At 59.8% G+C, this 25,863-nt stretch carries 27 protein-coding genes; 16 read left to right on the top strand and 11 right to left on the bottom strand.

The window, feature by feature from the left end:
- Positions 1-81: 81 nt before the first annotated feature.
- Positions 82-1,011: a LysR family transcriptional regulator gene (locus CN933_RS28100; protein WP_102763011.1), complete on the bottom strand. Its 930-nt coding sequence runs from the start codon at positions 1,009-1,011 to the stop codon at positions 82-84.
- Between the two features lie 111 nt (positions 1,012-1,122).
- Here CN933_RS28100 and CN933_RS28095 point away from each other — a divergent pair, with 111 nt between their 5' ends.
- Positions 1,123-1,875: a 3-oxoacyl-ACP reductase family protein gene (locus CN933_RS28095; protein WP_102763010.1), complete on the top strand. Its 753-nt coding sequence runs from the start codon at positions 1,123-1,125 to the stop codon at positions 1,873-1,875.
- A 26-nt stretch (positions 1,876-1,901) separates the two neighbouring features.
- Positions 1,902-2,501 (top strand): NADPH-dependent F420 reductase, encoded by a 600-nt coding sequence (locus CN933_RS28090; RefSeq protein WP_102763009.1) that lies wholly within the window; start codon positions 1,902-1,904, stop codon positions 2,499-2,501.
- A gap of 110 nt (positions 2,502-2,611) precedes the next feature.
- Here CN933_RS28090 and CN933_RS28085 read toward each other — a convergent pair whose 3' ends face one another.
- Complete coding sequence (locus CN933_RS28085; RefSeq protein WP_102763008.1) at positions 2,612-3,097, bottom strand: GNAT family N-acetyltransferase; 486 nt, start codon at positions 3,095-3,097, stop codon at positions 2,612-2,614.
- 259 nt (positions 3,098-3,356) lie between these two features.
- Here CN933_RS28085 and CN933_RS28080 point away from each other — a divergent pair, with 259 nt between their 5' ends.
- The 6 genes from CN933_RS28080 to CN933_RS28055 all read left to right on the top strand — a co-directional run bounded on the left by CN933_RS28080 (position 3,357) and on the right by CN933_RS28055 (position 8,217).
- Positions 3,357-4,001 (top strand): HAD family hydrolase, encoded by a 645-nt coding sequence (locus CN933_RS28080; RefSeq protein ID WP_102763007.1) that lies wholly within the window; start codon positions 3,357-3,359, stop codon positions 3,999-4,001.
- 574 nt (positions 4,002-4,575) lie between these two features.
- Positions 4,576-4,890, top strand: a complete 315-nt coding sequence (locus tag CN933_RS28075; RefSeq protein ID WP_018098172.1) for a Rap1a/Tai family immunity protein — start codon at positions 4,576-4,578, stop codon at positions 4,888-4,890.
- Positions 4,891-5,700: 810 nt separating this feature from the next.
- Positions 5,701-5,967, top strand: a complete 267-nt coding sequence (locus tag CN933_RS28070; protein WP_522954418.1) for a hypothetical protein — start codon at positions 5,701-5,703, stop codon at positions 5,965-5,967.
- A gap of 155 nt (positions 5,968-6,122) precedes the next feature.
- Positions 6,123-6,692 (top strand): hypothetical protein, encoded by a 570-nt coding sequence (locus tag CN933_RS28065; RefSeq protein ID WP_102763006.1) that lies wholly within the window; start codon positions 6,123-6,125, stop codon positions 6,690-6,692.
- 182 nt (positions 6,693-6,874) lie between these two features.
- On the top strand, positions 6,875-7,345 hold the full coding sequence (locus CN933_RS28060; RefSeq protein ID WP_102763005.1) for a transposase: 471 nt from the start codon (positions 6,875-6,877) through the stop codon (positions 7,343-7,345).
- Between the two features lie 269 nt (positions 7,346-7,614).
- On the top strand, positions 7,615-8,217 hold the full coding sequence (locus CN933_RS28055) for a hypothetical protein (protein ID WP_102763004.1): 603 nt from the start codon (positions 7,615-7,617) through the stop codon (positions 8,215-8,217).
- 147 nt (positions 8,218-8,364) lie between these two features.
- On the opposite strand, the gene CN933_RS28050 is transcribed toward CN933_RS28055, so the two are convergent.
- Complete coding sequence (locus CN933_RS28050) at positions 8,365-9,216, bottom strand: sugar phosphate isomerase/epimerase family protein (RefSeq protein ID WP_102763003.1); 852 nt, start codon at positions 9,214-9,216, stop codon at positions 8,365-8,367.
- A 313-nt stretch (positions 9,217-9,529) separates the two neighbouring features.
- Here CN933_RS28050 and CN933_RS28045 point away from each other — a divergent pair, with 313 nt between their 5' ends.
- From CN933_RS28045 to CN933_RS28030, 4 genes are read left to right on the top strand one after another with little or no spacing between them, the layout of a single operon-like run.
- Complete coding sequence (locus CN933_RS28045; RefSeq protein WP_102763002.1) at positions 9,530-10,417, top strand: sugar phosphate isomerase/epimerase family protein; 888 nt, start codon at positions 9,530-9,532, stop codon at positions 10,415-10,417.
- A gap of 56 nt (positions 10,418-10,473) precedes the next feature.
- Positions 10,474-11,643, top strand: coding sequence for a mandelate racemase/muconate lactonizing enzyme family protein (locus tag CN933_RS28040; RefSeq protein ID WP_102763001.1), 1,170 nt, complete (start codon positions 10,474-10,476; stop codon positions 11,641-11,643).
- Between the two features lie 2 nt (positions 11,644-11,645).
- On the top strand, positions 11,646-12,338 hold the full coding sequence (locus CN933_RS28035; protein ID WP_100673692.1) for a FadR/GntR family transcriptional regulator: 693 nt from the start codon (positions 11,646-11,648) through the stop codon (positions 12,336-12,338).
- Between the two features lie 25 nt (positions 12,339-12,363).
- Positions 12,364-13,338 carry an NAD(P)-dependent oxidoreductase gene (locus tag CN933_RS28030; protein WP_102763000.1) on the top strand — a complete coding sequence of 325 codons (975 nt, stop codon included), beginning with the start codon at positions 12,364-12,366 and terminating at the stop codon, positions 13,336-13,338.
- 67 nt (positions 13,339-13,405) lie between these two features.
- Here CN933_RS28030 and CN933_RS28025 read toward each other — a convergent pair whose 3' ends face one another.
- The 7 genes from CN933_RS28025 to CN933_RS27995 all read right to left on the bottom strand — a co-directional run bounded on the left by CN933_RS28025 (position 13,406) and on the right by CN933_RS27995 (position 20,146).
- On the bottom strand, positions 13,406-14,524 hold the full coding sequence (locus CN933_RS28025) for an ABC transporter ATP-binding protein (RefSeq protein ID WP_102762999.1): 1,119 nt from the start codon (positions 14,522-14,524) through the stop codon (positions 13,406-13,408).
- Positions 14,524-15,633: an ABC transporter ATP-binding protein gene (locus tag CN933_RS28020; protein WP_102762998.1), complete on the bottom strand. Its 1,110-nt coding sequence runs from the start codon at positions 15,631-15,633 to the stop codon at positions 14,524-14,526. The genes CN933_RS28025 and CN933_RS28020 overlap by 1 nt, the downstream gene beginning before the upstream one ends.
- Complete coding sequence (locus tag CN933_RS31720) at positions 15,630-15,830, bottom strand: hypothetical protein (RefSeq protein WP_018098160.1); 201 nt, start codon at positions 15,828-15,830, stop codon at positions 15,630-15,632. The genes CN933_RS28020 and CN933_RS31720 overlap by 4 nt, the downstream gene beginning before the upstream one ends.
- Positions 15,827-16,786: a carbohydrate ABC transporter permease gene (locus CN933_RS28010; RefSeq protein WP_102762997.1), complete on the bottom strand. Its 960-nt coding sequence runs from the start codon at positions 16,784-16,786 to the stop codon at positions 15,827-15,829. Before CN933_RS28010 ends, CN933_RS31720 begins: the two co-directional genes overlap by 4 nt.
- Position 16,787: 1 nt before the next feature.
- Positions 16,788-17,693: a carbohydrate ABC transporter permease gene (locus CN933_RS28005; protein WP_018098158.1), complete on the bottom strand. Its 906-nt coding sequence runs from the start codon at positions 17,691-17,693 to the stop codon at positions 16,788-16,790.
- Positions 17,694-17,840: 147 nt separating this feature from the next.
- Positions 17,841-19,148 carry an ABC transporter substrate-binding protein gene (locus CN933_RS28000; protein WP_018098157.1) on the bottom strand — a complete coding sequence of 436 codons (1,308 nt, stop codon included), beginning with the start codon at positions 19,146-19,148 and terminating at the stop codon, positions 17,841-17,843.
- Positions 19,149-19,504: 356 nt separating this feature from the next.
- Positions 19,505-20,146, bottom strand: a complete 642-nt coding sequence (locus CN933_RS27995) for a TetR/AcrR family transcriptional regulator (RefSeq protein ID WP_018098156.1) — start codon at positions 20,144-20,146, stop codon at positions 19,505-19,507.
- Between the two features lie 104 nt (positions 20,147-20,250).
- On the opposite strand from CN933_RS27995, the gene CN933_RS27990 reads away from it, so the two are divergent.
- From CN933_RS27990 to CN933_RS27975, 4 genes are read left to right on the top strand one after another with little or no spacing between them, the layout of a single operon-like run.
- Positions 20,251-21,489, top strand: a complete 1,239-nt coding sequence (locus tag CN933_RS27990; protein WP_102762996.1) for a Tm-1-like ATP-binding domain-containing protein — start codon at positions 20,251-20,253, stop codon at positions 21,487-21,489.
- Positions 21,458-22,300, top strand: coding sequence for a phosphoenolpyruvate hydrolase family protein (locus CN933_RS27985; RefSeq protein WP_018098154.1), 843 nt, complete (start codon positions 21,458-21,460; stop codon positions 22,298-22,300). The genes CN933_RS27990 and CN933_RS27985 overlap by 32 nt, the downstream gene beginning before the upstream one ends.
- 29 nt (positions 22,301-22,329) lie before the next feature.
- Positions 22,330-22,743: a cupin domain-containing protein gene (locus CN933_RS27980; RefSeq protein WP_102762995.1), complete on the top strand. Its 414-nt coding sequence runs from the start codon at positions 22,330-22,332 to the stop codon at positions 22,741-22,743.
- 34 nt (positions 22,744-22,777) lie between these two features.
- Positions 22,778-23,965: a M24 family metallopeptidase gene (locus tag CN933_RS27975; RefSeq protein ID WP_102762994.1), complete on the top strand. Its 1,188-nt coding sequence runs from the start codon at positions 22,778-22,780 to the stop codon at positions 23,963-23,965.
- Positions 23,966-24,495: 530 nt separating this feature from the next.
- Here the strand turns inward: CN933_RS27975 and CN933_RS27970 are convergent.
- Positions 24,496-25,857 carry an aspartate aminotransferase family protein gene (locus CN933_RS27970; protein WP_102762993.1) on the bottom strand — a complete coding sequence of 454 codons (1,362 nt, stop codon included), beginning with the start codon at positions 25,855-25,857 and terminating at the stop codon, positions 24,496-24,498.
- Positions 25,858-25,863 lie beyond the last annotated feature (6 nt).

Below are 25,863 nucleotides of genomic sequence, written 5' to 3'. Positions count from 1 at the left end.
CATGATGCCGACTTCTGATCGTCTAAGGGAACGACGTCAGGTCACTAGCGCCCAAGGGCACCTATGCGCCACAAGCGGAAATTAACCCAGCGTACCTGCGAACAGTTCTGGCCACCGCTCGCGTTGGAAGACCTCGCCTATGAAATCGATAAACACTCGGGTTTTGGTGGGCAGCAAGGTCCGATTCGCATAGTAAATCGAAATCGGACCGGCATCCGCGTACCATGCAGGTATCAACCGGACGAGTTCCCCGTTCTCCAGGTAGGGCAACGCGTCCGGTTTCGCGATCATGGCGACGCCGAGCCCCAGAACCGCAGCCGATCGCATTGCGGCCGGGTCGTTGACGACGATCCTTTCCTTCAGCGACGCCGACTGCTCTTCACCTGCGACGTTTCGCATCTGCCATTGCCGGATTCGACCTGTCCGCAATGAACGCATGACGATCCCGCCTAGCTCAGTCAGGCCGGATGGGTCGTGAGGCGGAATGCGGTCCTGCATGTAGGATGGTGAGGCAACCGCTATAATGTGAGCCGAGGCCAGTGTCCTTGCAATGATGCCTGGCGTCAGATCGAAACCACCGCCTATTGCCGCGTCGTATCCCTCGCCGATCAGGTCAACTTGCCTGTTCTCGAACATCCATTCCGGCCTGATCAGCGGATATCGGGTCATGAACTCGGGCAAGGTCGGAAGAATATACTCAACTCCAAATGTGGGACTCATGCTGAGTTTCAGCACACCTGCCGGTTCGGCCTGTTCATTTGACGCCTCGGCAATCGCGCCTTGAAGGCTCTCCAGGTGATCACGGACCGAATGGAGGAAGCGCTCGCCTGCCTCCGTAAGTGTCAAACTCCGCGTGCTACGCTGGAAGAGCCGGAGCTTCAGGTTGGCTTCGAGGGCGGCGACGTTTCTACTGACTGCAGCTGGGGTCAACCCCATCCTGCGGGCTGCGGAAGAGAAGCTGCCAAGTTCCGCGCTGCGAACGAAGGATTCCAGATTTGCCAGCGTTTCCATGAGGCATCTTTCAACGATTGCTTGAAATTAATAACAGTCAATTCCGTCTAATCATAGAGGAATAAGAAGGCGATATTCGCTCCATCGAAACCAAGCAATGAAGTGAACGCAATGACCAACACCTCTTTGAAACTGTCCGGCAAGACCGCTCTCGTCACGGGCGGTTCGCGCTCTATCGGCGCGGCCATTGCAAAGCGCCTCGCGGCAGATGGAGCCGCAGTCGCTCTCACCTACAGCGCCTCGCCGGAGAAGGCAGCCGCGGTCGTGAAGGAAATCGAAAACGCAGGCGGTCGTGCCATCGCCATCCATGCCGACTCCGGGAACCCTGAATCCGTACGGGCCGCGGTGGCCAAGACGGAGGAAGCGTTCGGCTCTCTCGACATCCTCGTCAACAATGCCGGCATCGCGCTCGGCGGTCCGATCGAGGAGATCAAGTTCGAAGACTACGAACGTATGATTGCGGTCAACGTGACGGGTGTTTTCGTCGGAACCCAGGAAGCCGCCCGTCGCATGAAATCCGGCGGACGGATTATCCATATCGGCTCTTCGATGATCCGTTATGCGGCCTTCCCGACAGCCTCTCTCTACACGCTGACGAAGGGAGCTGTCGCCGGCTTCAACCGCAGCCTCGTGCGCGATCTCGGTCCCAAGGGGATTACCGTGAACACCGTGCACCCTGGACCGACCGACACCGACATGAACCCGGATGGAGGTCCCGTCTCGAAGATCGTCGGCCCCGGTATGGCGATCGGCCGCTACGGCAAGGCCTACGAGGTCGCCAGTGTCGTGGCTTATCTCGCCAGCCCGGAGGCTGCCTTCGTAACCGGCGCTGATATCGTCGCCGATGGCGGCTTCACCGCCTGATCAGCAATCCAACTTGGAGACTACCAATGTCTATCGGCATCATTGGAGCGGGCGAGATCGGCTCCGCATTCGTCCGCGCGCTTGCGCGAAACGGTATCGCCGCAACGATCGCGAACAGTCGGGGTCCCGACACCCTTCGGGACTTCGTACGCGAACTGACACCACACATCACGGCAGGCACTATCGAGGAAGCGGCCAAGGCCGATCTCGTCCTGGTCGCCGTGCCGTGGTCGAAGTTGCCAAAGGCTCTGGCTGGTCTTCCGGATTGGGCCGGGCGCGTCGTGATCGACGCCAACAACCCCATCGAGCGTCCTCTCTTCCAGCCAGCGGAACTCAATGGTCGGCTGTCGACCGAAGTGTTCACAGACCTGGTGCCGGGCGCTCGTGTCGTAAAGGCGTTCAACCATCTCCCTCCGCATCTGCTCTCTGGTGATCCGCGCGCTGAGGGTGGAAGCCGCGTCCTTTTCTACTCGGGAGACGAGGCGAGGTCGAAGGCCGAAGTTGGTGCACTGATCGCCAAGCTGGGCTTCGCGGGGATCGATCTCGGTCCGGTCTCGGTCGGCGGAAAGCTCGTGCAGTTTCCAGGCGGTCCGCTCCCCGCACTCAACCTTGTGAAATTTGGATGACGAGGAGATTTGCCGGAAGCGAGAACGCTTGCTTCTGGCTTTCCCTTGCATCCACAAAGTCGCCTATTTAGACCGCTTTGGGCCGGGAGCGGAAGCTGGCTTTGACCGAGCTAAAGGCGCCGCGAAAAGGTGAGGACGGTGAGGCCATGCGGGCCGACATTTTCTTCCAGGCGACGCCAGCCGAATGCCTCATAGAATGAGCGCTTTTCCGGCAAGGCGCATAGATAGGCAACATCATGGCCCAGGTCGAACGTCGCTTCTACTGCACGGCGGACAAGGGCCCTGCCAATACCCCGACGCCGGTGGTCGGCATCGACCCATACGGCCGCCACCCATGGAGCGTATTGCGGACGCTCCTCCAGGTCGCAGGAGATGATCAGGGCCGATCCGAGATAGGTCGCGCCCTCGTGCGCAACGAGCCCGAAAGGCAGGGGTCCTTCGTCCAGCATTTCCTGCATGTGGTCGGCTACATGCTCGAGCGGATGGCCGGCGCCTTGCCACCAAGTCCGCCAGACACGATCTGCAATCGTGGGGCAGAAGCCCGGCTGATCACGCAAGTCCGAGATTGCGTAGGGGCGCGACTGTGATCGTGGCATGCGTCCTCGTGAGCTTCGGTTGCTGGAATGGGCCCAGCGCGGATAAAATTGTGAGTTGCTGCTTACTTCATGGCTGATGTACTTCAACGGGTAGTGATCGTAAAGCGCTGCAATTTCTCCCCCGAAGAGAAGCGTCCGCGATGCTGGGTTTAAAGCGCAACGTCAGCCTGCTGGTCGATTATGATTCCGCTTGGAGAACGAGTTCGCTGCCAGAGGCGAGCATCGGGAATTCCAACAGTCGCGGCCGAATGGAGGTCAAGTGAAGGTCTTCTTTGATGTCGATGGCGTGCTGATTGATGGCTGGCATGCCGATATTGCCCGTCGCAAGCCGTGGGATGCAACGGTCGAGGCCGACCTGGGCGTCGACCGCGATGCGTTTCAGCTCCTGTTCTTTGGCACGCCAGGCAACCGATCTGCCTCGCCGATGTTCGAATGCGTTACCGGACGTCGTGACCTGAAACAGGCCTTGGCGGCCATTCTTCCCGATGTCGGCTACAAGGGGAGCGTTGACGACTTCGTGCGCTACTGGTTCGAGAAGGACTCCAGGCTCGATCCCGATGTATTCGGAATAGTTCGGGAGCTCCGTGAGCGCGGCAGAGCCCAAATCTTCGTTGCGACCGGCCAAGAGCACTATAGAGCGGCGTACCTGTGGAACGAACTGGGTTTCTCCAGCCATTTCGATCGGCTATTCTATAGCGCCGAAATCGGCGTTCCAAAGAAGGACTTTCGCTTCTTTGAAGCTATCAACCGCGCTCTTGGAACTGAGCCGGGAGAGCGCCCGGTGTTCTTCGACGATCAGCCGGAAATTGTTGAACTCGCCAACCGTGCCGGCTGGGACGCGGCAATATTCACTTCGGTGCGGGATATTCAACAGCACCCACGCCTAAGGCACCTTTGGCCGTAGCCGAAGGGATTGCCCATCGATGCGCCGGCAACCTCGATCCACATTCGACAGGCCAGCGCGCACGATCGGGGGGGCGATTGCACGCGTTCTGGTCGACACGTGGCGAAGCACGTTCCTCGGTCTGCTTTCGGGCGAATTCTTGGAAGGCATGAGCTATGACCATAAATGAGAACGCCATGCCCGGCGATCGCCAGCCCGATGATCGCGTATTTTGTCGCCGCGATAGCATCGCCCGCCTATGTAGAAATGTATATGCCGACCTAGTTTGGTTTGTTGTAGAGTAATGAACAATGGAGCATCTTTGGAAACAGCTGCGGGCCATGAGAAATCGAAGGAATCGACGGCGGCAGAAGACAGGCGCGAGATCCTGAACATGTGCGGCCGCTTCGTCGAAATCCAGCACGATCTTAAATCAAGTCTGCGATCGCAGGCGGCACGAGCGATTTGCAATTTAAGCCCGTCATAGACCATGCGAATGGTGCTGGAGACCCGCACACTGACTTAAATGGACCGCCGAGGACACCAACAGTCTCCGAGTTTGCTACGGCTGAACCAATGTGCAACCGAGAATACGATGAAGATCGCCGCTCTTGCATCGGCTGGCATTCTGATGGCTGCTGCATCCGACGCCCAAGCGTCGAATGGCATCGACATTGAGCGGTGGTGCGAGAATGATCCTGCCGTCGCGCTGGCCTACATCGAAGGAGTTATCGATGCGTATGCGACGGTAGGTCCTCCGATTGACTATTGCCTATCAGAAGGCGCGACATACGGGGACGTTCGCGACGTCGTCTGCAGATGGGTCAGCAACTATCCAGAGGAGAGACACAGGGCAGGCGCTTTGCTCGTGCCTGTGGCGTTGCGCGAGGCTTGGCCCTGCAAGGGCTAGTTGATCGGCAAGCACAGGATCAGGCGAAAAGGAAATCGCCGCTCGAAACGTATTCGCAGCGCCGTTCGGACTCCTTCCCCACCCATGTTGCCGCTGGGAACCGATGATGTCCGGGCCTCTGCGCATGTCTCGGTGATTCCGTGCAAGACGCTTCGCGGGATGTTTCGTCGCTCGGTCATGGTGAGGTGCGGCCATCCACTGGCATGCCGGACACGTAATGCTCCTGCAGCCAGGGCGGCCCATCTGGGCGGCCGGTGGAGGGAGTTACCGTCGGCCATACGATGGTGCCAGGCCAGCTACGTCTCGCTGCAGTTTTCGACGTCGCCCGTTCCGGCAAGCGGGACGCGACAAGGCGATAGCGGCGTCAGAACCCAGGAGTTCAACCCTTCTCCTCGCTTGCTTCCGGGTGGGTTCCATCCGATACGGAGCCTGGATGAGGATCGCTAACGACCTTGTCGTCTTTGCCGTCTGTGTTTTCGATGGGCCTTTTAGGCGGCGATCGCCGCTTGCTTGTCTTCGATTCCGGTTTGGTCCGTTTCAAAGGCACCTCCTCTGGCATCAACGTCACTCCGCTGCAGTTGTCCAATAAATTAGGCTCGAAAACGTTCCGCCAAGAGGCGCCGGTATCTTCGAAGGTCGTTGTCGCTTGACCGCCACATTGGGAATGCGGCATCAGCTGCAACTGCGAGGAATGCCTTCGCCTGTATGGTGGCCGCAAGGCCCCACGCCGTGTGAGCCAGGCGATGATGGATTTGTGAGGCTGCCCCGCCTCTGAAGCTGCGGGAGCGGAGTCGGCTCGGTGACGAGAGCATGGCCCAGTTGCTGGAGGAGAGCGGCAGCTATCGCGTGCTTCTCAAGACAAGTCAGCGCTCGCGCGTGCGCATCTTCGCCGAACACAGCCGGTTCGACATGAAAAATCATCTAAAGCTTGGGGATATCGCTGGTCGGATGGCGACGGACGCCCGAAATCGTGGTGAATTGAAATCGACGAGGAGCAGCGTGCCGCGGAGCTCGCTTCCTCAATCGGAGATCAATGGGAAGAGGCGACCCACCCCTAAAAAGGCTGACGGCGTTTGATCGATACAAGGCCTGATCGGCATGACATTGACGAGCATGCCACGGCAGGCAGTTTGCTTAGGCTCGTTACCGCGATGGCGGTGCAGTCTCGAAAGGCGTGAGGAAGGGACAGCGGCAGCAGGATCACCGTCCGGCGTGCTCAAGGTTGGATCACTATGAAATCACCATGGAAATTCATTGTCCAACTGACGTCGCGTCGAGCGTCGGCAAAAGCGCAGGACAGTTCGACTGGCAATGACACCGATCCCAAGGCCCTCGAGAGCGAAGTGGAACATGTGTCCGCACTTCTACCCAGTTCGAATCTAGTTGATCAAGAGTCGAGTGCATCCGATGAGGGGAAAGGTGGTGACAGTGTTGCGCAGATAATAAGACCGCCGATCGATGATGCACAAGCTCACGCACCGGCGCGTCGTGAAGCTGACAATACGGTTGGCGAAGAGCCTTCGTTGGTACGAAAATACGCGGTAAGCACAAAGTCGCAAACGAAGGCACGGATTCAACGACGAGAACGTGGGGAGAAAGCCAACGCGCAGGTGGCTGCACAGACCCCTGTCACCGCACCGGATCGTCGAAGCATGCAACTCCCGTCTTCACGGGATCTGTTCTTTGATGAAGTGGCAACACTCGATGCAGAAATCAAAATGCTGAGGAGCCAGCTCGCTCAAAAGCTTCGTCTGCAGAACGTTCAGCTCAAGAAGATGCTCGAGCGCTTCGATGTTTCGTGAGCGTAACGACGCTCCGAGTCACGTCATTGAGACGACAGCTCGTAGCCTTTACTCGCCGTTGATCGGCACACTGCAGGCATAAGCCTAATATCAACCATCCGTAAAGCAGAACTCTTTTGCTTGAGTTGACTCTGTGGTGCTCTCAGCAGAAAACAGGCAATGACCACAGGAGGAAATTGTTGATGGCTGACGAAAGTAACACGGGACAGATTGCTGCAACTGAAGCGGCGAACGCAGAAGTGAAAGCACCGACGACCAAGAAGCAGAGGTCGGCACGGCGTCCAAAGACGGCTGCCGAACCAGTGCAAGCTTCATCAAAGGCGTTGGCCGCGAGACCCAGGAGGTATAGCGAACAGGAGAAGAGCGAGAAGCTCAGGCTGATTGAGACGCAAGTCCAAGGCAACAGTACCCTCAAAGACGCTATCAAGAGCGCCGGCATATCGGAGCAAACCTACTATCATTGGAAAGGCGCTGCGAAGGCCGTCAAGCAAAACGACACTAAGGGTATTAAGGGCACCAGGCCCGTGCCGGCCGGCGATGAGTTGGCAGACCTTGTCCAACTCGAAGAGGAAAACCAAAGGCTCCGCAAGCTACTGGCGGAGAAGTTGCGGGCGGAAAACGCCGAACTGCGCAAAAGACTTGAGCTGGATTGACTTAAAATTGCAGGCGTTGGTTCTTCAGCGGCCATCCGGTCCTGCGGTACGCCGGAAATAATTTGTCGATAGACCGGGCATAGCCGCGAATGGCCCCCTTTGACGGCTAGTGGCACGCATGTAAGCTGCGAAGTTGGCGACGCGAAGGACGCGGCGCCCGCTTCGGGTGCCGGGCAGTTGAAGTGTGCCGGAAGGAGCTGTATTTGTCCGCCAACAGTAGCGCCGATCGGCGTTGTTCTTTTTACGGCACTCAGGGATCTAGAGAGTATATGAAAACGCCACAGCGGAGTTTCGTTGTCGAATTCAAATCGGGGCGGCGACAGTCAAAAACTCGGACGAATTCCATCTGGGGGGACACTGACCTTAAGGCAGTGGCCCGCGAAGTAGAAGACAAGGTCCCGCATCTTTTCAAGTCAGATGAAGCACCGGGAACTCCTGAAGCAGATGACGCGGCTCCAACTGCTCCCGTGACTGGAAATTTCGCGAACGAACCCGCAGGCGATGACATTTCTGAGCAAGCAGCGCCAGCGTCGGCCGACGGTACGGAAATCGATATCGCGAAGCAGCATGAGTCCGATTGCCCGGCTACCGAAGCTGTTGCGCAAGTGCAGGACAGTCAGCAGACATCGCAGCCGACAACAACTTCAAAGCGCACACCTCGAAAGCGCGTCGGCCGGCGCCCTACCCACGCGACTACGCATAGCTCAATGGCGGCACTCGAGGATTCCAAGACTGCCGCGGATCCGATCTCGTTCGACGAAGTGGCCGTCCTTGATGCTGAAAACAAGCGGCTTAAGCGGCTGTTGGCCGAACAACTTCAGAGAGAGAACCTGCAGCTCAAGAAAATGCTTGAGCGGTTCGAGGTCACCTGAAGACACCATGGCATGGTTGCGAAGGGGTTGGGGGCTTAGATGCCGGTAGCTCCGGCTCAAGCTTAGCAAAACCAGGCGTCGGTGAGCGGCGCCACACAGGCTATTTCAACTGGAGCTTCTAGGATGTAGTCTGGAAGGCCGGGTCTGTCAGGCCGCTGCCTCCCATCCGTCCCGAATGTGACGGTATCCATCCCGGTAGACCTCTTCGGGGGTCTCGGAGAAATCGCGCCAGACCTTGGTTGCGGCCGCAAGGTCTTTCAATGCGCGGCCGAAGGCCTCGATTGTCAGCCAGCCGTCATAGCCGCTCGCACGGATTTCCTTGAAGGTCTCCGGCCATGGAATGTTGCCACGGCCCGGCACCCCGCGGTCGTTCTCCGAGATGTGGACATGAACAATGCGGTCCGCATTGTGGGTGAAGGCCCCTACGGGGTCGGCTTCTTCGATATTGCTGTGGAAGGTGTCGTACATGGCCCGAATATTCGGATGCCCGATCGCATCAATATGGGCAGCAAGGTCGTCCATTGTGTTGACGAGATAACACTCGAAGCGGTTCAGCGCCTCAAGCGCAACGGTGACACCGCGCTGAGCGGCATGATCGCCGATCGTGCGCTGCGAGGAGATGGACCGCCTCAGTTCTGCGGCGGTGGGCCCGGTACCGGAGAACTGGCCGAGCGTAGAATGCAGTGGACCGCTTAACGTGTGCGCGCCGAGGGCGGCCGCGCAGTCGATAGCCCATTGCATGTAAGCGATGCCGCGCTTGCGTGTCGCACTGTCAGGCGAAATCAGGTTCATGGAAGGGTCGCTCATGGCAGACACTGCGGTGCGCTCCAGACCTATGCGATCGAGCAATGCGCCAAGGCGGCGGTACTCGTCCGGAGCGCCCTCGAAGATCGGTATCTCTACCCCGTCGAAGCCGGTCGCCCTGATGTCCCGGAGTAGCCTTTCATGTTTCCGGCCGACGCTCGTCGTCCACAGAAACATGCACATACCGATCTTCATGGTTCCATCCTCCCGTTTCTCACTGCCGCGGTAACGCCTCCCACGCTGATCGCGATCTGGTAATACCAAATGCGGCGATCTGGTCAAGTTAGCAACGTCAATGATTTCGGACAGAAGCGCTACGATACGCCGCGAACTCGTATAAAAGTCCAGAAATGCGAGGTTACGCAAGCGGCTTGCCGGCAGAGGTAATTTGGGATAGACCTTCTACGAAGCATAATTGGCCAAACCAGAATAGGTTCGGTCGGAGTGGAGGAGATGCCCCGGCACCCTCGAGTGCCGCGGCAGTAACGATGGTTTTGGGAGGACGTTTATGCACCTTTCGACGCACAACTGGATGCGGGCGGAGCCTCTCGCCGTCACGCTGAAACGCATCAAAAAGTACGGCTACGAGAGCATCGAGATTTCAGGCGAGCCGGCCCAGTATGACTTCAAGGACACGCGCGCACTGCTCAAAGAACACGGCATTCGCTGCTGGGGCGCGGTGACGCTAACGCTCGGCGAGCGCAACCTCGCAGCCAAGGATGAGGGCCAGCGAGCAAAGTCGGTGGATTACGTGAAGAGTGTTATAACGATGGTGAGTGAGCTTGAAGGCGAGATCGTCACCCTTGTACCTGCGACCGTCGGCAAGGTTGTTCCGGATGGCACCGAGGAGGAAGAATGGCAGTGGGTCGTGGATGCGACGAAGGAGTGCTTCGCTCACGCCCGGGGAAAGGGCGTCCGGCTGGCGATTGAACCGCTCAACCGGTTCGAGACTTATCTCTTCAACCGCGCTGCCCAAGCGCTCGCGCTAGCCGACGCAGTTGATCCCGATTGCGGCGTTTGCCTCGATGCTTTTCACCTCAACATCGAGGAGGAGGACATGTACGACGCGATCAGGCTTGCGGGAAACCGGCTTTTCGATTTCCATGTGGCGGACAACAACCGCTTTGCGGCGGGCCTCGGTCATCTCGACTGGCCGAAGATCGTCGCCACTTTGAAAGAGATCGGATACGACGGCGCGCTCACCAATGAGTTCGTGGCTCCGGTAGACCGCACGCCAGCGGCGAAATACCGCGATATGGTCGAGCGCAATCCGGTCGATATCCCCCCGGAGCAGCTCAAATTCATCCAGGACCACGGATCGAGCTTGCTAACTGAGAAGTTCTACGATGACCAGATGCGGATCACCGCAGAGACCATCCTGCCGCTGATCAAGTGAGGGACGGGTCCCGAGTATGCCCCTGCGGCCGGCGTGCTGCGGGGTTGGGAGGCGAAATGCGTATCAAGACCGTCCAAGCCTGGTGGGTTCGCATACCTATCGAAGCCAATCGGCAGCATCGCAGCGATTTTGGTCGCCTGACAACCTTCGACGCGGCGATCCTGCGCATAGAAACAGATGACGGGATCGTGGGGTGGGGCGAGGGCAAGAATGCTGCGGGCAGCGCGGGTACTTACGGCACCCTCGTTCACATGCTCAACTATGAGGTGGGTCCGAGGCTCGTCGGTCGCGACGCCGCCGATATCTCCGCCATCTGGGAGATGCTTTACAATGGCGTGCGCCACGAAACGGCGGCGGTGTCAGGTCATGCTATGCCGGAGCTCTCACGCCGGGGCCTCTCGATCGCCGCGATCAGTGCCGTCGACATCGCATTGTGGGACATCCTTGGCAAATCGCTGGGCGTGCCGGTATGGAAGCTGCTCGGCGGGCGTAAAGCGGATCGGCTGCCTGCTTATGCTTCCGGCGGGTGGGAAAGTGCCGAAAAGATCGGCGCCCAACTTCAGTCCTACCTTGCCAGTGGCGGTTTCAAGGCGGTCAAGATGAGGGTCGGCGCGATGGACCGCGCACCGCATGTCTCGGCGGCCCGCGTGCGTGCTGCCCGGAAGGCGCTTGGCCCCTCGGTGGATATCATGGTCGATGCGCATGGCACCTATACGGTTGCCGACGCGAAACGTTTCATCCAGCTCGTCCGGGATTGCGATCTTGCCTGGTTCGAGGAGCCGGTGATCGCAGACGATAAGGCCGGCATGGCGGAAGTGCGCGCCGCTGGAAATGTTCCGATCGCAGCCGGCGAGAGCGAGGCCACTCGCTTCGCTTTCCGCGACCTTGCGGTGCTGCGATCAGCCGATATTTTCCAGCCCGATCCGGCGTTCTGCGGTGGCATTACGGAGGCCATGCGCATCGGCGCGATCGCCAGTGCCTTCAACCTCCGTCTTGCCCCGCATTTGTGGGCCGGTGCCCCGTGCTTCTTCTCTGGTCTGCACGTCTGCGCGGCCTCCCCGGCAAGCTTCGTCATCGAATACTCGGTCGGCGCGAATCCGATGATCCACGACCTCGTCGAAGAGACTGTCGCCGTGAGAGACGGGATGCTAGAGATTCCCGATAAACCCGGCTTGGGATTTACGATAAAGGAGCGCGTCCTGGAGACTCATGCGCAAAGACTGTAATTATGAAAGAAAACAATTTGCTTTCGGACCTGGCGGCCCATCTATTTTCAACTTCGAGCGGCAGTGGACGAACACCTTCGGAGCGGGAGCTCGCCGAGCACTTCGCCGTCAGCCGGGGACAGCTCCGGGAGGCACTGGCAATCCTGGAAGCCATGCGCATTGTGGAGCGCCGGCCAAAGTCGGGTATCTATCTGACGACGACGGAGGCGAGTGTCGAGGCCATAGCACTCTTCGCGCGCGCTGGCGTGCCACTGGACCCGATCGTGATCTACGAGACGGTGGAACTCCGCAAGATCCACGAAATCAAGGCTGCGGAGCTCGCCTGCGCGCGGGCGACGGAGGAGAACTACGAACGGCTGCGCGAAATTCTCGCCGCTTCCGAGGCGAAGATCGCTGCAGGCGAGGGCCTCGCGCGCGAAGATAGGGACTTCCATCTGGAGATCGTGCGGGCGACGAAGAACAGCGTGTTCCACCGGATCTGCAGCGTCTATTATACCATGGGCGAACAGCGACTGCCCATCTACTTTGCTGATATCGCCCGCAGCCGCCGCTCGCATGAAGAACATATCCGTATCTACGAGGCGCTGCTCGCACGCGACGGCAATCTCGCCCAAGCTTTGATGAACGCGCATCTTCAGGGCGCGGAAAGCTATTGGAAGGGCCTCATCGGCGGGCCTGCGACAGCCGCGGAGTAGTCCCCGGTCGGCAATGAGGAGGACGATGAGTTTCATTTTCTCGACCCATCGCCTGCACCCCGACGCCGAAGCTATGCTGAAGGCGGCGGGTGATCTCCGCGTCGCGTCCGCCCCCGATCCAGAGACGTTGCTTCGTGAAGGTGAGGGCGCGGAGATTGTCATCGTGCGCGCGCCGATACCGCCGGCCTTCTTCGGAAATGTACCGGCCCTGCGCGCCGTAGTCCGGCATGGTGCGGGGCTCGACATGATTCCCTATGACGCGGCCACGGCCGCCGGTGTGCTTATCGCCAACGTGCCGGCCGTCAACGCGCCGACTGTTGCGGAGCACGTCTTCATGGTGACGCTTGCGTTGCTGCGCCAGTTCCGTCCTATGGACCGCGATCTCAGAAACATGGGTTGGAGTGCTGGGCGAGCCCACTGCGACCGAGCACTTGATCTCGCCGGCCGCATCATGGGCGTCATCGGCATGGGCAATGTGGGAAAGGCGGTCTTCCGGATCGCGAAGTACGGGTTCCAGCTGGAGGTCGTTGCGAATAGCCGCTCGCCGGAAAGCCTGCCGAACGGTGTCCGGTTTCTCTCGGTCGACGATCTGGTTTCGACGGCTGATATCGTCGTTCTCTGTTGCCCGCTCAGGCCCGAGACGACCGGGCTTCTAAGCCGCGAGCGAATTGCGCGCATGAAGCCGGGCGCGATCCTCGTCAACGTGTCGCGCGGTCCGGTCGTGGATGATGGTGCGTTGATCGAGGCGCTAGAGATGGGGCGTATCGGCGGCGCTGCCCTTGACGTGTTCTCTACACAGCCCCTCCCGTCCGAGCATCCCTACTTCCGGCAGGACAATGTGATCCTGACGCCTCATCTCGCCGGTATTACAGAGCAAAGCATGATGCGCATGGGAATAGGAGCTGCGGCCGAAGCGATCCGCGTCATGGAAGGGGGATTGCCCGTTAACCTCCGCAACCCTGAGGTCGTGGAACATTACAGGCGGCGGTTCCCGGCATAGGGCTTCGTCCATTCCGGATGGACGCGTCCCTGGTGGTCATGTGAATGACGGGCAAGCGGGCGGGAAGTCACGTCCAGGATGGACTCGGTCTTTTGTCGTCAATGACGCCTCGGCCGGCATGGCGCAGGCTCATCCCGCTTCCGCCGTCGAAGAGCACGACCTTTTCCGGATTCCAGGAGAAGCGAACAGACTCCTCGATCTCGAGGTCGGTCTGAGCTGGCACCGTCGCTTGCAAGAAGTGGTTGCCTGTACGAAGCGTGATGATCTTTTCGACCCCATGGTTCTCGACGTCGTGCACGCGGGCCTCGCCGGGTGCGCCGCTTTCGAGGAAAAGATCCTCAGGGCGGATGCCGAAGGTCAGGGGCCGTCCGTCAAGCGCAGCGCCTAGCGCGGCGTCAAAAGGCAAGCGGTAGCCTTCGTCCGCGATAGCCTCGCTGGCCGCGAGCTTGCCGGAGATCAGGTTCATCGGCGGCGATCCGACTGCACGTGCAACGAACGTGTTGACTGGATTGCGATAGATTTCCTGTGGGGTGCCTGTCTGAACGAGCTGGCCGTTGTTGAGCACGCCGATCTTGTCGCCCATCGACATGGCTTCGATCTGATCGTGGGTGACGAAGAGAAAGGTTGCGCCGAGATTCATCTGAAGGTTCTTGAGTTCAGTGCGCAGCGCCTCGCGCAGTTTGGCGTCGAGGGCGGAAAGGGGCTCGTCCATCAGAAAGACGCGCGGCTTACGCACGATGGCTCGGCCGATGGACACGCGCTGCATCTCGCCACCCGATAGTCGGTCAGTCTTGCGGTCGAGCAGATGCTCGATGCGGAGCGTCCTCGCGACACGGGCGACACGCTCCTTGATCTCGGCCGGTTCGACACGCCGGATGCGAGACTTCAGCGGAAATTCGAGATTCTCGCGGACGGTATAGCGCGGATAGAGCGAATACTGCTGCAGCACAAGCGCCACGTCGCGCTCGGCGGCGCCCCAGTCGGCGACATCCTCACCGTCGATGAAGATCTGTCCGCCCGTCGGCTTTTCGAGCCCGGCAATCAGCCTGAGGGTCGTCGTCTTGCCGGCGCCCGTCTCGCCGAGCAGCACGAAAAACTCTCCGTCGGCAATCTCGAAACTGAGATCCCTCAGGGCGGTGTGGGTACCGAAGGTCTTGGTGATGCCTTTGAGTTCGATATGCGCCATCAGAGCCTGATCCCGAAAGATGTGCCAGTCGAGCTGTCGAAGAAATGCGCCTGAGCCGGATCTATGCGAGCCCAGACGGCCTCGCCGGGTCGGGGTACGAAACCACTTTTTGTCCGCGCGCGCAGCATCTGATCGCCAACCTGCAGGTCTATGATGTCATGCGAGCCGAGCGGTTCGATGATATGGGCCTCGACGGGCACGAAGCCCTCACGTGCTTCCCTCGACACGAGAACCCCTTCAGGTCGTACGCCGAGGGTGAGATTTCCGTTTCGAGCCCCAGCGACAGCGAGCTGGGCCGTGAGACTCGACGGAAAATCGAAGTACGTTGGAGCACCTCGCACCACGACGCGCGCATGCCCCGCGTCCTCGGAAACCGTCACGTCAGACATGTTCATTACCGGACTCCCGACAAACTGCGCGACGAACATGTTGGCAGGACGAGCGTAGACCTCATGAGGGCTGCCGACTTGCTGCAGCACACCTTCGTGCATAACGACAATGCGATCGGCGAGGGACATTGCCTCTACCTGGTCGTGGGTCACGTAGATCGTTGTCGAGCCCTGTTTGATGTGAAGTCGCTTGATTTCAGCGCGCATCTCTTCGCGGAGCTTCGCGTCAAGCGCGCCGATCGGCTCATCCATAAGCATCGCCTTGGGACGCCGGACGAGTGCCCGACAGATCGCCACGCGCTGCATGTCGCCGCCGGAAAGAGCGGAGGGCTTTTTGGTGAGCAGATGGGTGATCTGGAGCGTTTTTGCAACCGCCTGAACCTCGCGCTCGATATCCGTAGGGTTGCTGCGCGTGGCGCGGAGCGGGAAGGCGATATTCTCGAAGACCGTCATGTGCGGGTAGAGCGAGAAGGACTGGAACACAAAGGCGATGTCTCGGTGCGACGCCTTTATGTGCTGCACCGGCTGACCGTCTATGAGGATGTCGCCTTCATCGATCGTTTCGAGCCCGGCGATCGCGCGTAGAGTGGTCGTCTTGCCGCAGCCGGACTGGCCAAGCAGAACAATGAACTCGTTGTCGGCGATGGTGAGATTGAGGTCCTTGATGACCTGAACGGCACCAAAGTGCTTCTCAATCCCGCGTAATTCAATCTGCGTCATGGCCTGCTCTCGTCAGCTTTCTGTTCCGGCGGGACCTTCGACGTGATCATGAAGGCAATCAGCCCAACTAACGTCATCGTCAGTCCATAGCGATGAAGGAACAGGTTCCACGGCTGGCACAGCGCTATGATCCCGAATATCATCAGGAGCTGCGCGCCTGGCGCCAGATACTTCTGATTTATGGCACGAAACGTCATTTGCGGATCGCTCCGAAGCTCATGCCGCGCAGGAGATGGTTCCTGAGCAGGAAGGTGAAGATTGCGACCGGTAGCAGGAACAGGAAGGTACCTGCGGCGATGACGGTCCAATCCGGAAGGCCAGAGCCGACCTGGCTTGGGATGAAGGGCGGTGCCGTTTGAGCGCGCCGGTTCGTCATGATCAGCGCGAAAGCATATTCATTCCACGCTGTGATGAAGCAAAAGACGGCGGTCGCGGCGATCCCTGTGGCGGCCTCTGGCAGCACAATCTTGAAGAAGGCTTCCAAGCGCGTGTAGCCGTCGACGAGCGCCGCTTCCTCGTATTCCTTCGGAATCTCGTCGATGAAGCCCTTCATCAGCCAGACCGAGAAGGACAGATTGAAGGCGGTGTAGAGGATGATAAGACCCCAGTGAGTGTCGTTCAGCCCGACAGCCCGGTACATCAGGAACATGGGGATCGCCACGACCACGGGCGGCAGCATGCGTGTCGATAAAATGAAGAACAACAGGTCCGCTTCGCCCTTCACTTTGAAACGCGAGAAGCCGTAGGCCGTGAAGGTGCCCATTCCGACGGCGAGCACCGTAGAGGTGATCGCCACGATGAGCGAATTCATGAAGCGGTTGGGGTAGCCGGATAACTGCACCTCACCGCGTCCCGAACGTACGACCTTTTCCCCCCCGTCGAAGACCAGCCGTTCCCACCAGGGAGCGGCAGCATAGTCTTCGGGCTCTGGTGCTGACCGCAATTGAGAGCGCTTGGTGAAGAGCTTGACGAACGGCGAGATCTCCGGCTCGAAGATGACCGTCGGAGGGATGGTCGTCGCGAGGTTGCGCGGCTTGAAGGCCGTAGACGTGATCCAATAGATCGGTGCGAGGAACAGCAGCGTGATTACGAGCACGGCGGCGATCGCTACCCGGTTCAGCGCGCGCTCGGAGCGAGTTTGGACAGCCGCCATCTCAGCGCTCCTTCACCCTGTTGAGATATTTGACGTAAATGTTGGTGATCGCGAGCACCATGATCAGCACGATGTAGGCGAGTGCGCAGGACCGCCCGGTCTGCCATTCCTGAAACGCCATTTTGTAGAGGCGGATCGAGATCACCTCCGTGGTCGGTTGGCTGGTGAGAATGTAGGCGAGATCGAAAGTCTTGAAAGCCTCCATCGTGCGAAAGATGATTGCGATCATGAGTATCGGCGCAACGAGCGGCAGAGTGATACGGAAGAACGTGTAGAACGGTCCCGCTCGGTCAATGGCAGCCGCCTCGTAAAGGTGCCTCGGTACGGCCGAGAGGCCTGCGAGCGAGAGCAACATCACGAAGGGTGACCACATCCAGATGTCGGTGATTGCGACGGCGTAGAGTGCCATTTCGGGATTCGCCAGCCACTCGAAAGAGCCGAGGCCGAGCGCGTAGTTGATGATGCCGAAGGAAGGATCGTAGAGCAGCTTCCAGAAGAGCCCGACCACCGCCATCGACAACATCATCGGCAGCAGAAGCAGTGTCGTGATGAGACCCTTGAAGGGGATTTCACGGTTGAGCAGCATCGCCGTGCCAAAACCGACGGCGACTTGACCGGCAACCGACACGATCACGTATTTCGCCGTAATTGCGAAGTTCGCCCAGATGAAGGGGTCGTTCAACAGTTCCCGGTAGTTCTGCAGGCCGACGAAGGTGGCCGGCGCGTTCGTCGAAGCACGAAAGTCGGTGAACGAATAGCCGAGCGAGTAGATCAACGGGAAGATGTTGAAGACGATCAGGAACAGGATCGTCGGAATAATGAAAAGATTGCGAATTTTGATGTCGCTCAAGCCGCGCGAAGCAGCGCGCGACTTCGAATCCAACGATGTCATAACCACGGTGGCCAATGTGCTCCTCCTCCCAGAGCCGACGCCGGGCGCACTTGCGCCATCTGTTGCGTATTGCCTGAGCGCGGCGCCGCGTCCGGCGCGAGCCCTGTCCGGTGCCAAGTTGAAGAGCGGGAGGGAGCCGGGCACCCACCCGCGTGTCGTTCGTTATTGGCGGCCGTACTTCTTGAAGGTCGCGTTCCAGTCCTTGGCGAGAGCGTCGAGCGCCTCCTTCGCTGTCCCCTGGCCGGCCGTCACATAGGGATAAATGCGTTGGTTCATCTGGATCAGCAGCTCGGCATATTCGGGCGTTGCCCAGAAGTCCTTCACTCTGAACATGGTCTCGTAGAATGCCTTGTTGTAGGGCGTGGCGTTTTGGAACTCTTCGGACTCCAATACCTTAGCGCTTGCCGTGTAACCGCCGAGCTCGGCCCAGCGCTTCTGTGTCTCGTCCTTGACGAACCACTCAAGGAATTTCATCGCCTCTTCCTTGTTCTCCGAATAGGAGACGATGGAGATGCCCTGGCCTCCGAGAGCGGCATACTGGTCGCCCTCCGGGCCGGCCGGGTTGGCAAAGAAGCCGGTGACCTTCGCGTTCGGGTTTGATGCTTCGTTGACCAGCGCCGGGAAGAAGGCGAAGTAGTTCATGCTCATCGCCGCCAGATTTTCGGTGATCGCCTGGTTGTTCTCGACGAAGAAGGACTTTGCCCAGCCAGGAGGGGTGAAACCGTAAAGCTCGCGGTAGGCTTCCAAAGCCTTGACGTTCTTCTCCGAGTTGATGATCCCGTCGACCTTGTAAGTGCTGTAGTCTCCGAGTTCTCCTCCGAAAGAGAAGATGGCGTTCTCCACGCCCATAACGAGGCCGTCATAGGAGTTATCGGTGTAAATCGCGATGCCGTAGCGCTTCTGGTCCGGACGATGGAAGAACTCGGCGATGTCGCGCAACTGCTTCCAGTCCTTGGGCGGAGCGAGATCATAGCCATACTTCGCCTTGAAGGCTTCCATCTCCTTCGGGTCCTCGAACCAGTCCTTGCGGTATGACCACCCGACAGCGTCGCCCTCGGCAGGGATCGACCAGTACTTGCCGGAGTTCGCAGGATATTCCGAGTAGTACTTCACCGTGGCTGGTGCCATCACCTCGTTTAGCTTGTGCTGATTGAAGAACTCGGTGAGGTCGACGTAGTGGCCGGCCTCCGATGCGGCGCCGATCCACTGTGAGTCGCCGACGACCATGTCATAGGCCGAGCCCTTGGCGTTGAATTCGGTAAAGGCCTTCGTTTGAAAGTCGGCCCATGGAGTCGTTTCGACCGTGACCTTCACGCCGGTCTCGGCCTCGTATTCGTTTACAAGCTCCTGGAGATAATTGGCCGGGTCCCATTCGGCCCAGAAAATCGTCAGTTCTTGTGATTGCGCGGAAGTCCCGCAGGCGAACATAAAGCTGATACCAGCCACCAGACCGGCCACTGTCTTGCGCATAATATTCCTCCCCTTTTGTGTATCCCGCCCCGCCTTTTCCACGGCGGTTCGTCTGTCAAATCCTCCTGATTGGCGCTTCTGCGGCGGGTCCTCCTCCGACCCTCCCGGCCTGGGACAGATATTAAGCCCAAGCGAACGCAGCACCAATCTGGTATTACCAAATCTCACGAGCGTCAAGGTCACTGTTTCCTCGCCATTGCCGCAGGCCACCGCTCGCAATGCCGGGATTGTTACGGAATTAAAACTGCATGCCTTACCCCCAGTTCAACCAGGAATGAGTTGTCCATAAGTCGTCATCCACGCGCATTATCTAAATTGGTCAAACCAGTTCCTCGAGTCGGCGAGAATGCGCGAGATCATGTCGCGGATTGCGCATCGCGGACCGCCGCCTCGACCAAGGCTGCCGCCGCCCATTCTGCAACCGCTTGTGCACGTTCGGACGAGAGGCCCCAAATATCCTTCAGCACGACCAGCACCTCGACACCGAAAACAAGCGAGAGCGCCTGAGCCAACTGCTCGCGGGCCTCAGCCGGCACCTTGCCCTCGAGTGGCACGGTGACTTGTCGAAGGAGCTCGACGCGGTGCCCTCGCGTGAGCTGTGGTTCGTTACCAAGCGTGCCTGCCTGCCGCTGCGCCCACTGATCGAGCGAGAGCTTCAGTGCAGCCTTGAACGTCGCTTCGAACTCGTCGATGCGCGGCATGGCAGTTGCGAGCAGATCGCCAACGCGGGTGAGCGCATCGGGCGCCTCGGATCTCCAGTCGAGGATCGGGCCGAGCGCCTCGTGCACCACCGCATGAACCAGCGCCGCCTGGCTCGGAAAGTATCGGTAGGCCGTGGCGCGCGAAACTTCGGCGGCTTCCGCGACCTCACTCACCGAGGGGGTTATACCGGACTGCATCAACCGTGTGGCGGTATCCAACATGAGTTTGCGTGTGCGGGCTCGGGGACCGCGTTCAGCGCGTGCGACGGATTCGCTCTGTTGACGTGAGACATCCATGTCTTTACGATACGCGCATCTCATAATTTTGCAAGTGGCGACAAACCGGTCGAAATAAGGCGACCTTCAAGGCAGAGGAGGGCCAGGGTCGCCGGGGAGGAGAGATGAAGCGCATCTACGTCGTCGGCACGGCCGACACGAAGGGGGAGGAACTCGTTTATCTTGCGTCCTGCGTCGAGGCAGCGGGCGGCCAGCCTGTTTTGGTCGATGTCGGCACGCGTCGCCCAACGGTTGTGGTTGATATCTCCGCCGAAACCGTGGCCGCGGCGCATCCGGGCGGTGCCGCCGCGGTGCTTTCCGTCGACGATCGGGGAACAGCGATTGCTGCGATGGGCGAGGCCTTCGCGAGGTTCCTTCCCGCCCGGGACGACGTCGCCGGCGTGGTGGGCATGGGTGGCGGAGGCGGGACGTCGATCATCACCGCCGGCATGCGCAGGCTGCCGCTTGGGTTACCGAAGGTCATGGTTTCGACGCTCGCGTCCGGCGACGTGGCACCTTATGTTGACGTCTCAGACATCATCATGATGCCGTCGGTTACCGACATGGCCGGGCTCAACCGCATGAGCCGCGTCATACTAAAAAATGCGGCAGAGGCGATTACCGCCATGGCGAACAGGCCGGCAGACGAAACGGCCGCGAAGCCCGCTCTCGGCCTGACCATGTTCGGCGTGACGACGCCCTGTGTGACTGCGGTCGTTGAACGACTGAAGGCCGATCATGACTGTTTGGTTTTCCACGCCACAGGCACCGGTGGACGAGCAATGGAGAAGCTTGCGGACAGCGGGCTTCTATCGGGTGTGCTCGACATCACGACGACGGAGGTGTGCGATCTTCTCTTCGGCGGCGTGTTGCCGGCGACCGAGGATCGTTTCGGCGCAATTGCGCGCACCGAATTGCCCTATGTCGGCTCCGTCGGGGCTTTGGATATGGTCAATTTCTGGGCGCCAGAGACGGTGCCGGAGCGATATTCCGGCCGGCTCTTGTACCGCCACAATCCAAACGTCACGCTCATGCGCACGACTCCGGAGGAATGCGCCGCGATCGGAAGGTGGATTGGCGCAAAGCTGAACCTCTGCAGCGGACCTCTCCGGTTCCTGATCCCGGAGCGAGGCGTGTCGGCACTGGATATCGAGGGCGGCGCCTTCTTTGATCCTGCGGCGGATGCGGCGCTCTTCGAGGCATTGGAAGCCACCGTCGATAGAAATGACCGGCGCCGCATCGAACGCCTTCCGCTCCACATCAACGATCCGCAGTTCGCCGAGGCCGCAGTCGCCGCCTACCGAGACATTGCCAACTCTGAAAGAGACACCGATGCCACTAATCCCCCGCAAGACCATTCTTGAAAAGTTCCACGGCATGATCGCCGCCGGCAAGCCGATCATCGGAGGTGGGGCCGGAACGGGGATTTCGGCCAAGGCCGAGGAGGCCGGGGGCATCGACCTGATCATCATCTATAACTCCGGCCGTTACCGAATGGCGGGCCGCGGCTCGGCGGCCGGTCTGCTCGCCTATGGAAATGCCAATGAGATCGTCAAGGAAATGGCCTTGGAGGTGCTGCCGGTCGTTAGGGCGACACCGGTACTCGCCGGCGTCAACGGCACCGACCCATTCGTTTTCATGCCCCAGTTTCTCGCGGAACTGAAGGCCATGGGCTTTTCCGGCGTACAGAATTTCCCCACCATCGGCCTCTTCGATGGACGGATGCGGCGGAGCTTCGAGGAGACGGGGATGGGCTATGGTCTCGAGGTGGACATGATCGCCGAGGCCCACCGGCTGGATCTGCTGACGACACCCTATGTCTTCAACGAGGAAGAAGCGATCGCGATGACGAAGGCGGGCGCAGACATCGTCGTCGCTCATATGGGCGTTACCACGGGAGGTGCGATCGGCGCCACTTCCGCGATCTCGCTCGACGACTGCGCGAGCGAAATCGACGCGATAGCGGCTGCCGCGCGCTCGGTACGCAAGGACGTCATTGTGCTCTGCCACGGGGGGCCGATTTCGATGCCGGAGGACGCACGGTACATCCTGGATCGTTGCCCAGGCTGCAATGGTTTTTATGGAGCAAGTTCCATGGAACGCCTGCCTGCCGAGGTGGCGATCCGCAAGCAGACGGAAGAGTTCAAGGCGCTTGCCATCGGTACGGTGGTCTGAAGCGAGCAAGATGCGGAGGAGGCCGCGGCATGGCAAAGGACAAATATTTTCTCTACCCGATTGATGTTGACAGCTTCGGCTTCGACTGGGGCCGGCTTGCGCTGACGGTCGCGCCGGAGGTGAACGGGGCCGAGCGCTTCTCGGGCGGTGTGGTGGATTTGCCGAGCGGCGAAGGGCATGCGCGTCACAATCATCCGGGAGCCGAAGAGATCATTTTCGTCATCTCGGGAGAGGGGGAGCAGATGGTGGAGGACGAGAACGGCGATCCGGTGACGCGGAGGGTTGGACCCGGTTGCACTATCTATGTACCGGAAAGCCGGTTCCACTCGACGAGGAACACGGGTCCCGGTCCGATGCAGCTTTTCGTGGTCTATTCACCGGCAGGCCCCGAGCGCGCGCTTCGGGATCTGCCGGATTTCCGTCTAATCCCGCCCGGTACCTGAGGGCGCACGACAACGGCTTTGTGGGAGAAATTCCGTGGACATCAGCCCAAGACAAACGCTGGCGGCGGGGGCCCCCTTCGATGCGGCGAAACTCGACAAGCTCATGGAGGAGGCGGGCATCGACGTTCTGCTCGCCACATCCAAGCACAACACGCAGTACCTGCTTGGCGGTTACAAGTTCATCTTCTTCGCCGCAATGGATGCGATTGGCCACAGCCGCTATCTGCCGATCGTCGTTTATGAGAAGGGCTCCCCCGATCACTCGGCATATATTGGCAACCGCATGGAAGGGGGAGAACACCAGAACAACCCCTTCTGGACACCCGCCGTTCATACGGCGACCTGGGGTACACACGACGCAGCAGCGCTTGCGGTCGAGCACCTGAGAAAGATCGGCAAGGCCGGTGCTCGCATCGGCGTCGAACCGCCCTTCCTGCCGGCCGATGCGCGGGATCTGTTGGCTTCTCGCCTTGAAGGTGCGCGTTTCGTGGACGCGACGCATACGCTCGAGCGACTGCGCTCGATCAAGACACCGCAGGAGCTGGAGAAGCTCAAGGTTGCCTCCGAACTGATCACCGATTCCATGCTCGCCACCATCGCGGCTGCACGAGAGGGATCCACCAAGGGCGAGATCATTGAACGACTGAGGCGAGAAGAGACCAATCGCGGGCTGCATTTCGAGTATTGCCTGCTGACCCTGGGTGCTAGTCACAACCGTGCGGCCTCGCCGCAGGCATGGGCGAAGGGTGAGGTGCTTTCGATTGATTCGGGTGGCAACTACCAGGGCTATATTGGTGACCTTTGCCGGATGGGCGTGCTTGGCGAGCCCGACGCGGAGCTCGAGGACCTGCTAGCTGAAGTCGATGCGATCCAGCAGGCAGCTTTTGCCAGGATCAAGGCCGGGGCGAGAGGCAGTGAGATGATTGCTTCGGCGGAAAAGGTTATGAAAAGCTCGCCTTCGGCCGCGTTTACTGACTTCTTCTGCCACGGCATGGGGCTTATCAGCCACGAAGCACCGTTCCTGATGACCAACCACCCGGTCGCCTATGAAGGCGTAGATGCGGATCGGCCCCTGGAGGCACGCATGGTCATTTCCGTCGAGACGACGATGCTTCATCCGCAACGCGGTTTCATCAAGCTCGAGGATACGCTCGCCGTCACGAAGGACGGATACGAAATGTTTGGCAACAGAGGGCGCGGTTGGAACCCTGGGGCGGTTTAGCGAGCGGCGAAACTGCTGCGAAAGAAGGGCGCACGATGGTGTGCCGAGCTGGTATCAGATGTGGTAGATCTCGGTGCCAGCCCTTTGCCGACACCATCATGCCGTCGGCAATGACCCGGTTGGGGGCAGGTCGATACGGGTGCCGCCAACCATTGTGACGTGCGGCTCGCTGGCGCTGAGAGCGCCGTGCCGCCCACGACATCGACGACGATCAGAATTCGTTCGCCGTGGCAGATCGTGAATAATCGTACGCAGGCGATGCTGATGACGCGAAGCTCGTGGTCCAATCGCCATTGCAGCAGCGGTCCGGCGCCGCTGCGGGCTCAAGAGAAGTCGCGCACGCCCCGCGCGATTTGGATGACGGAAGCGGCAGGGCGCGATCTTGGGCGCCTCCGCCTTCCGTTCTGCGTGTCTTTATTCAGCCGCTCCGATCTTGGCGGACTTAAGCTGCACTTCACGACGCGAGCGTGCCCAGGATTCGCCGCCTAGATTGGCCTCGACTTGCGGCTTACGATTTTGGTGTGACGCTGTCAGGTGGCTCCACACAAGCCGTCGGGCTTCGTGTACCCGGCGACCTTGATGAGTGCGCGCTTCATAGCTTCTAGGAAGAGGTCTACGTGCTCGGCTTTGCAAACGAGTGGAGGGCGCACCTTGAGCGCATCCTCATTGGCTCCTGTCGTGCTGATAAGCACGCCATCATCCCGCATTGCATTCACCACGTCCAAAGCCATTGCACGCCGGCGCGGGGCCGGCATGCCTTCGGACCCGATATCTACGCCAAAGAAGAGACCGGCATTGCGGATTGCACGAACGCCCGTATGCTGCTTTGCCATCTCCGTCAGCCCGGCTCGAAGCCGCTGGCTCATGGCAAGCGCATTTTCAGGGATTTGGTCACGCTGCAGGATCGTCAGCACGGCGTCCGCCGTCGCTATTCCAACAGTGTTTCCGGCAAAGGTGTTCGAGTAGCGAGCGGTTGCACCAAAGCGCTCCATTGGGGCTCTGCGACCAACGACCGCGCCAATTGGAAACCCGTTACCCATTGGCTTGCCGAGGGTTACAAGATCCGGAACGATCCCGTGCCGCTCGAAGCCCCACATATGAGCGCCAGTTCGCCCGAAGCCCGGCTGAACTTCGTCGGCGATGACGAGGCCGCCTGCGTCCCGTGCCGCTGCAGCTCCGCCGGCAACGAAGCCGGGAGGATCTACCCATACGCCGTCGCTGGAAAAAATACTGTCGATAAGCAGGGCCGCAACGCCTATGCCACGACGGTTCAGATCCGAAATGGCGGAACGGATCTGTGCCTCGAAAAAGTCCGCAGCCTGGGATTCTGGCACGCCCGCTGGACCGGGAAGCGGTACCATGCGCACGAATGGGCTGAGCTTAACGGCGTCGCCCAAGTTTGGCGAAACCGCGGCGACAGCCGCGCTCGTGCCGTGATAGGCATAGGAGGAAACGATCACGCCTTCGCCGCCGCTCACAAATCGTGCGATACGCAGAGCCAGATCGTTGGATTCACTCCCCGTGCAAGTAAAGACCACCCGGTCTAGCTCCTCGGGGAAGGTATCAACCAACCGCTCGGCATAGTTGACAAGTCTTGGTTCTAGATAGCGCGTGTTAGCGCTTATTCGGGCCGCCTGCTCGGCCATTGCCGCGTTTACTTCCGGGTGGCAATGGCCGAGGGAAGGAACGTTATTGTAGAAGTCAAGATAGGCTCGCCCGTCGGGATCGTAGAGCCACATGCCTTCGCCGCGAACGAAGTGCACGGGCCGTCGGTACTGCAGTCGATAAGATGCTCCCAGGACTGCATCACGACGGGCAATCAGCTTGGCCTCGCGCGCTGGGAGATCAGACTCGCCGGGTCTGTAGCGATTAGGCATAAGGTCTGTGGACATGTGTTC

Origin of the sequence: Sinorhizobium sp. M4_45 (genome assembly GCF_002885915.1) — a bacterium.
GTDB lineage: Bacteria > Pseudomonadota > Alphaproteobacteria > Rhizobiales > Rhizobiaceae > Sinorhizobium > Sinorhizobium meliloti_A.
Note: the sequence above shows the minus strand (reverse complement) of the source record. Positions and strands in the feature narration are given on the sequence as shown.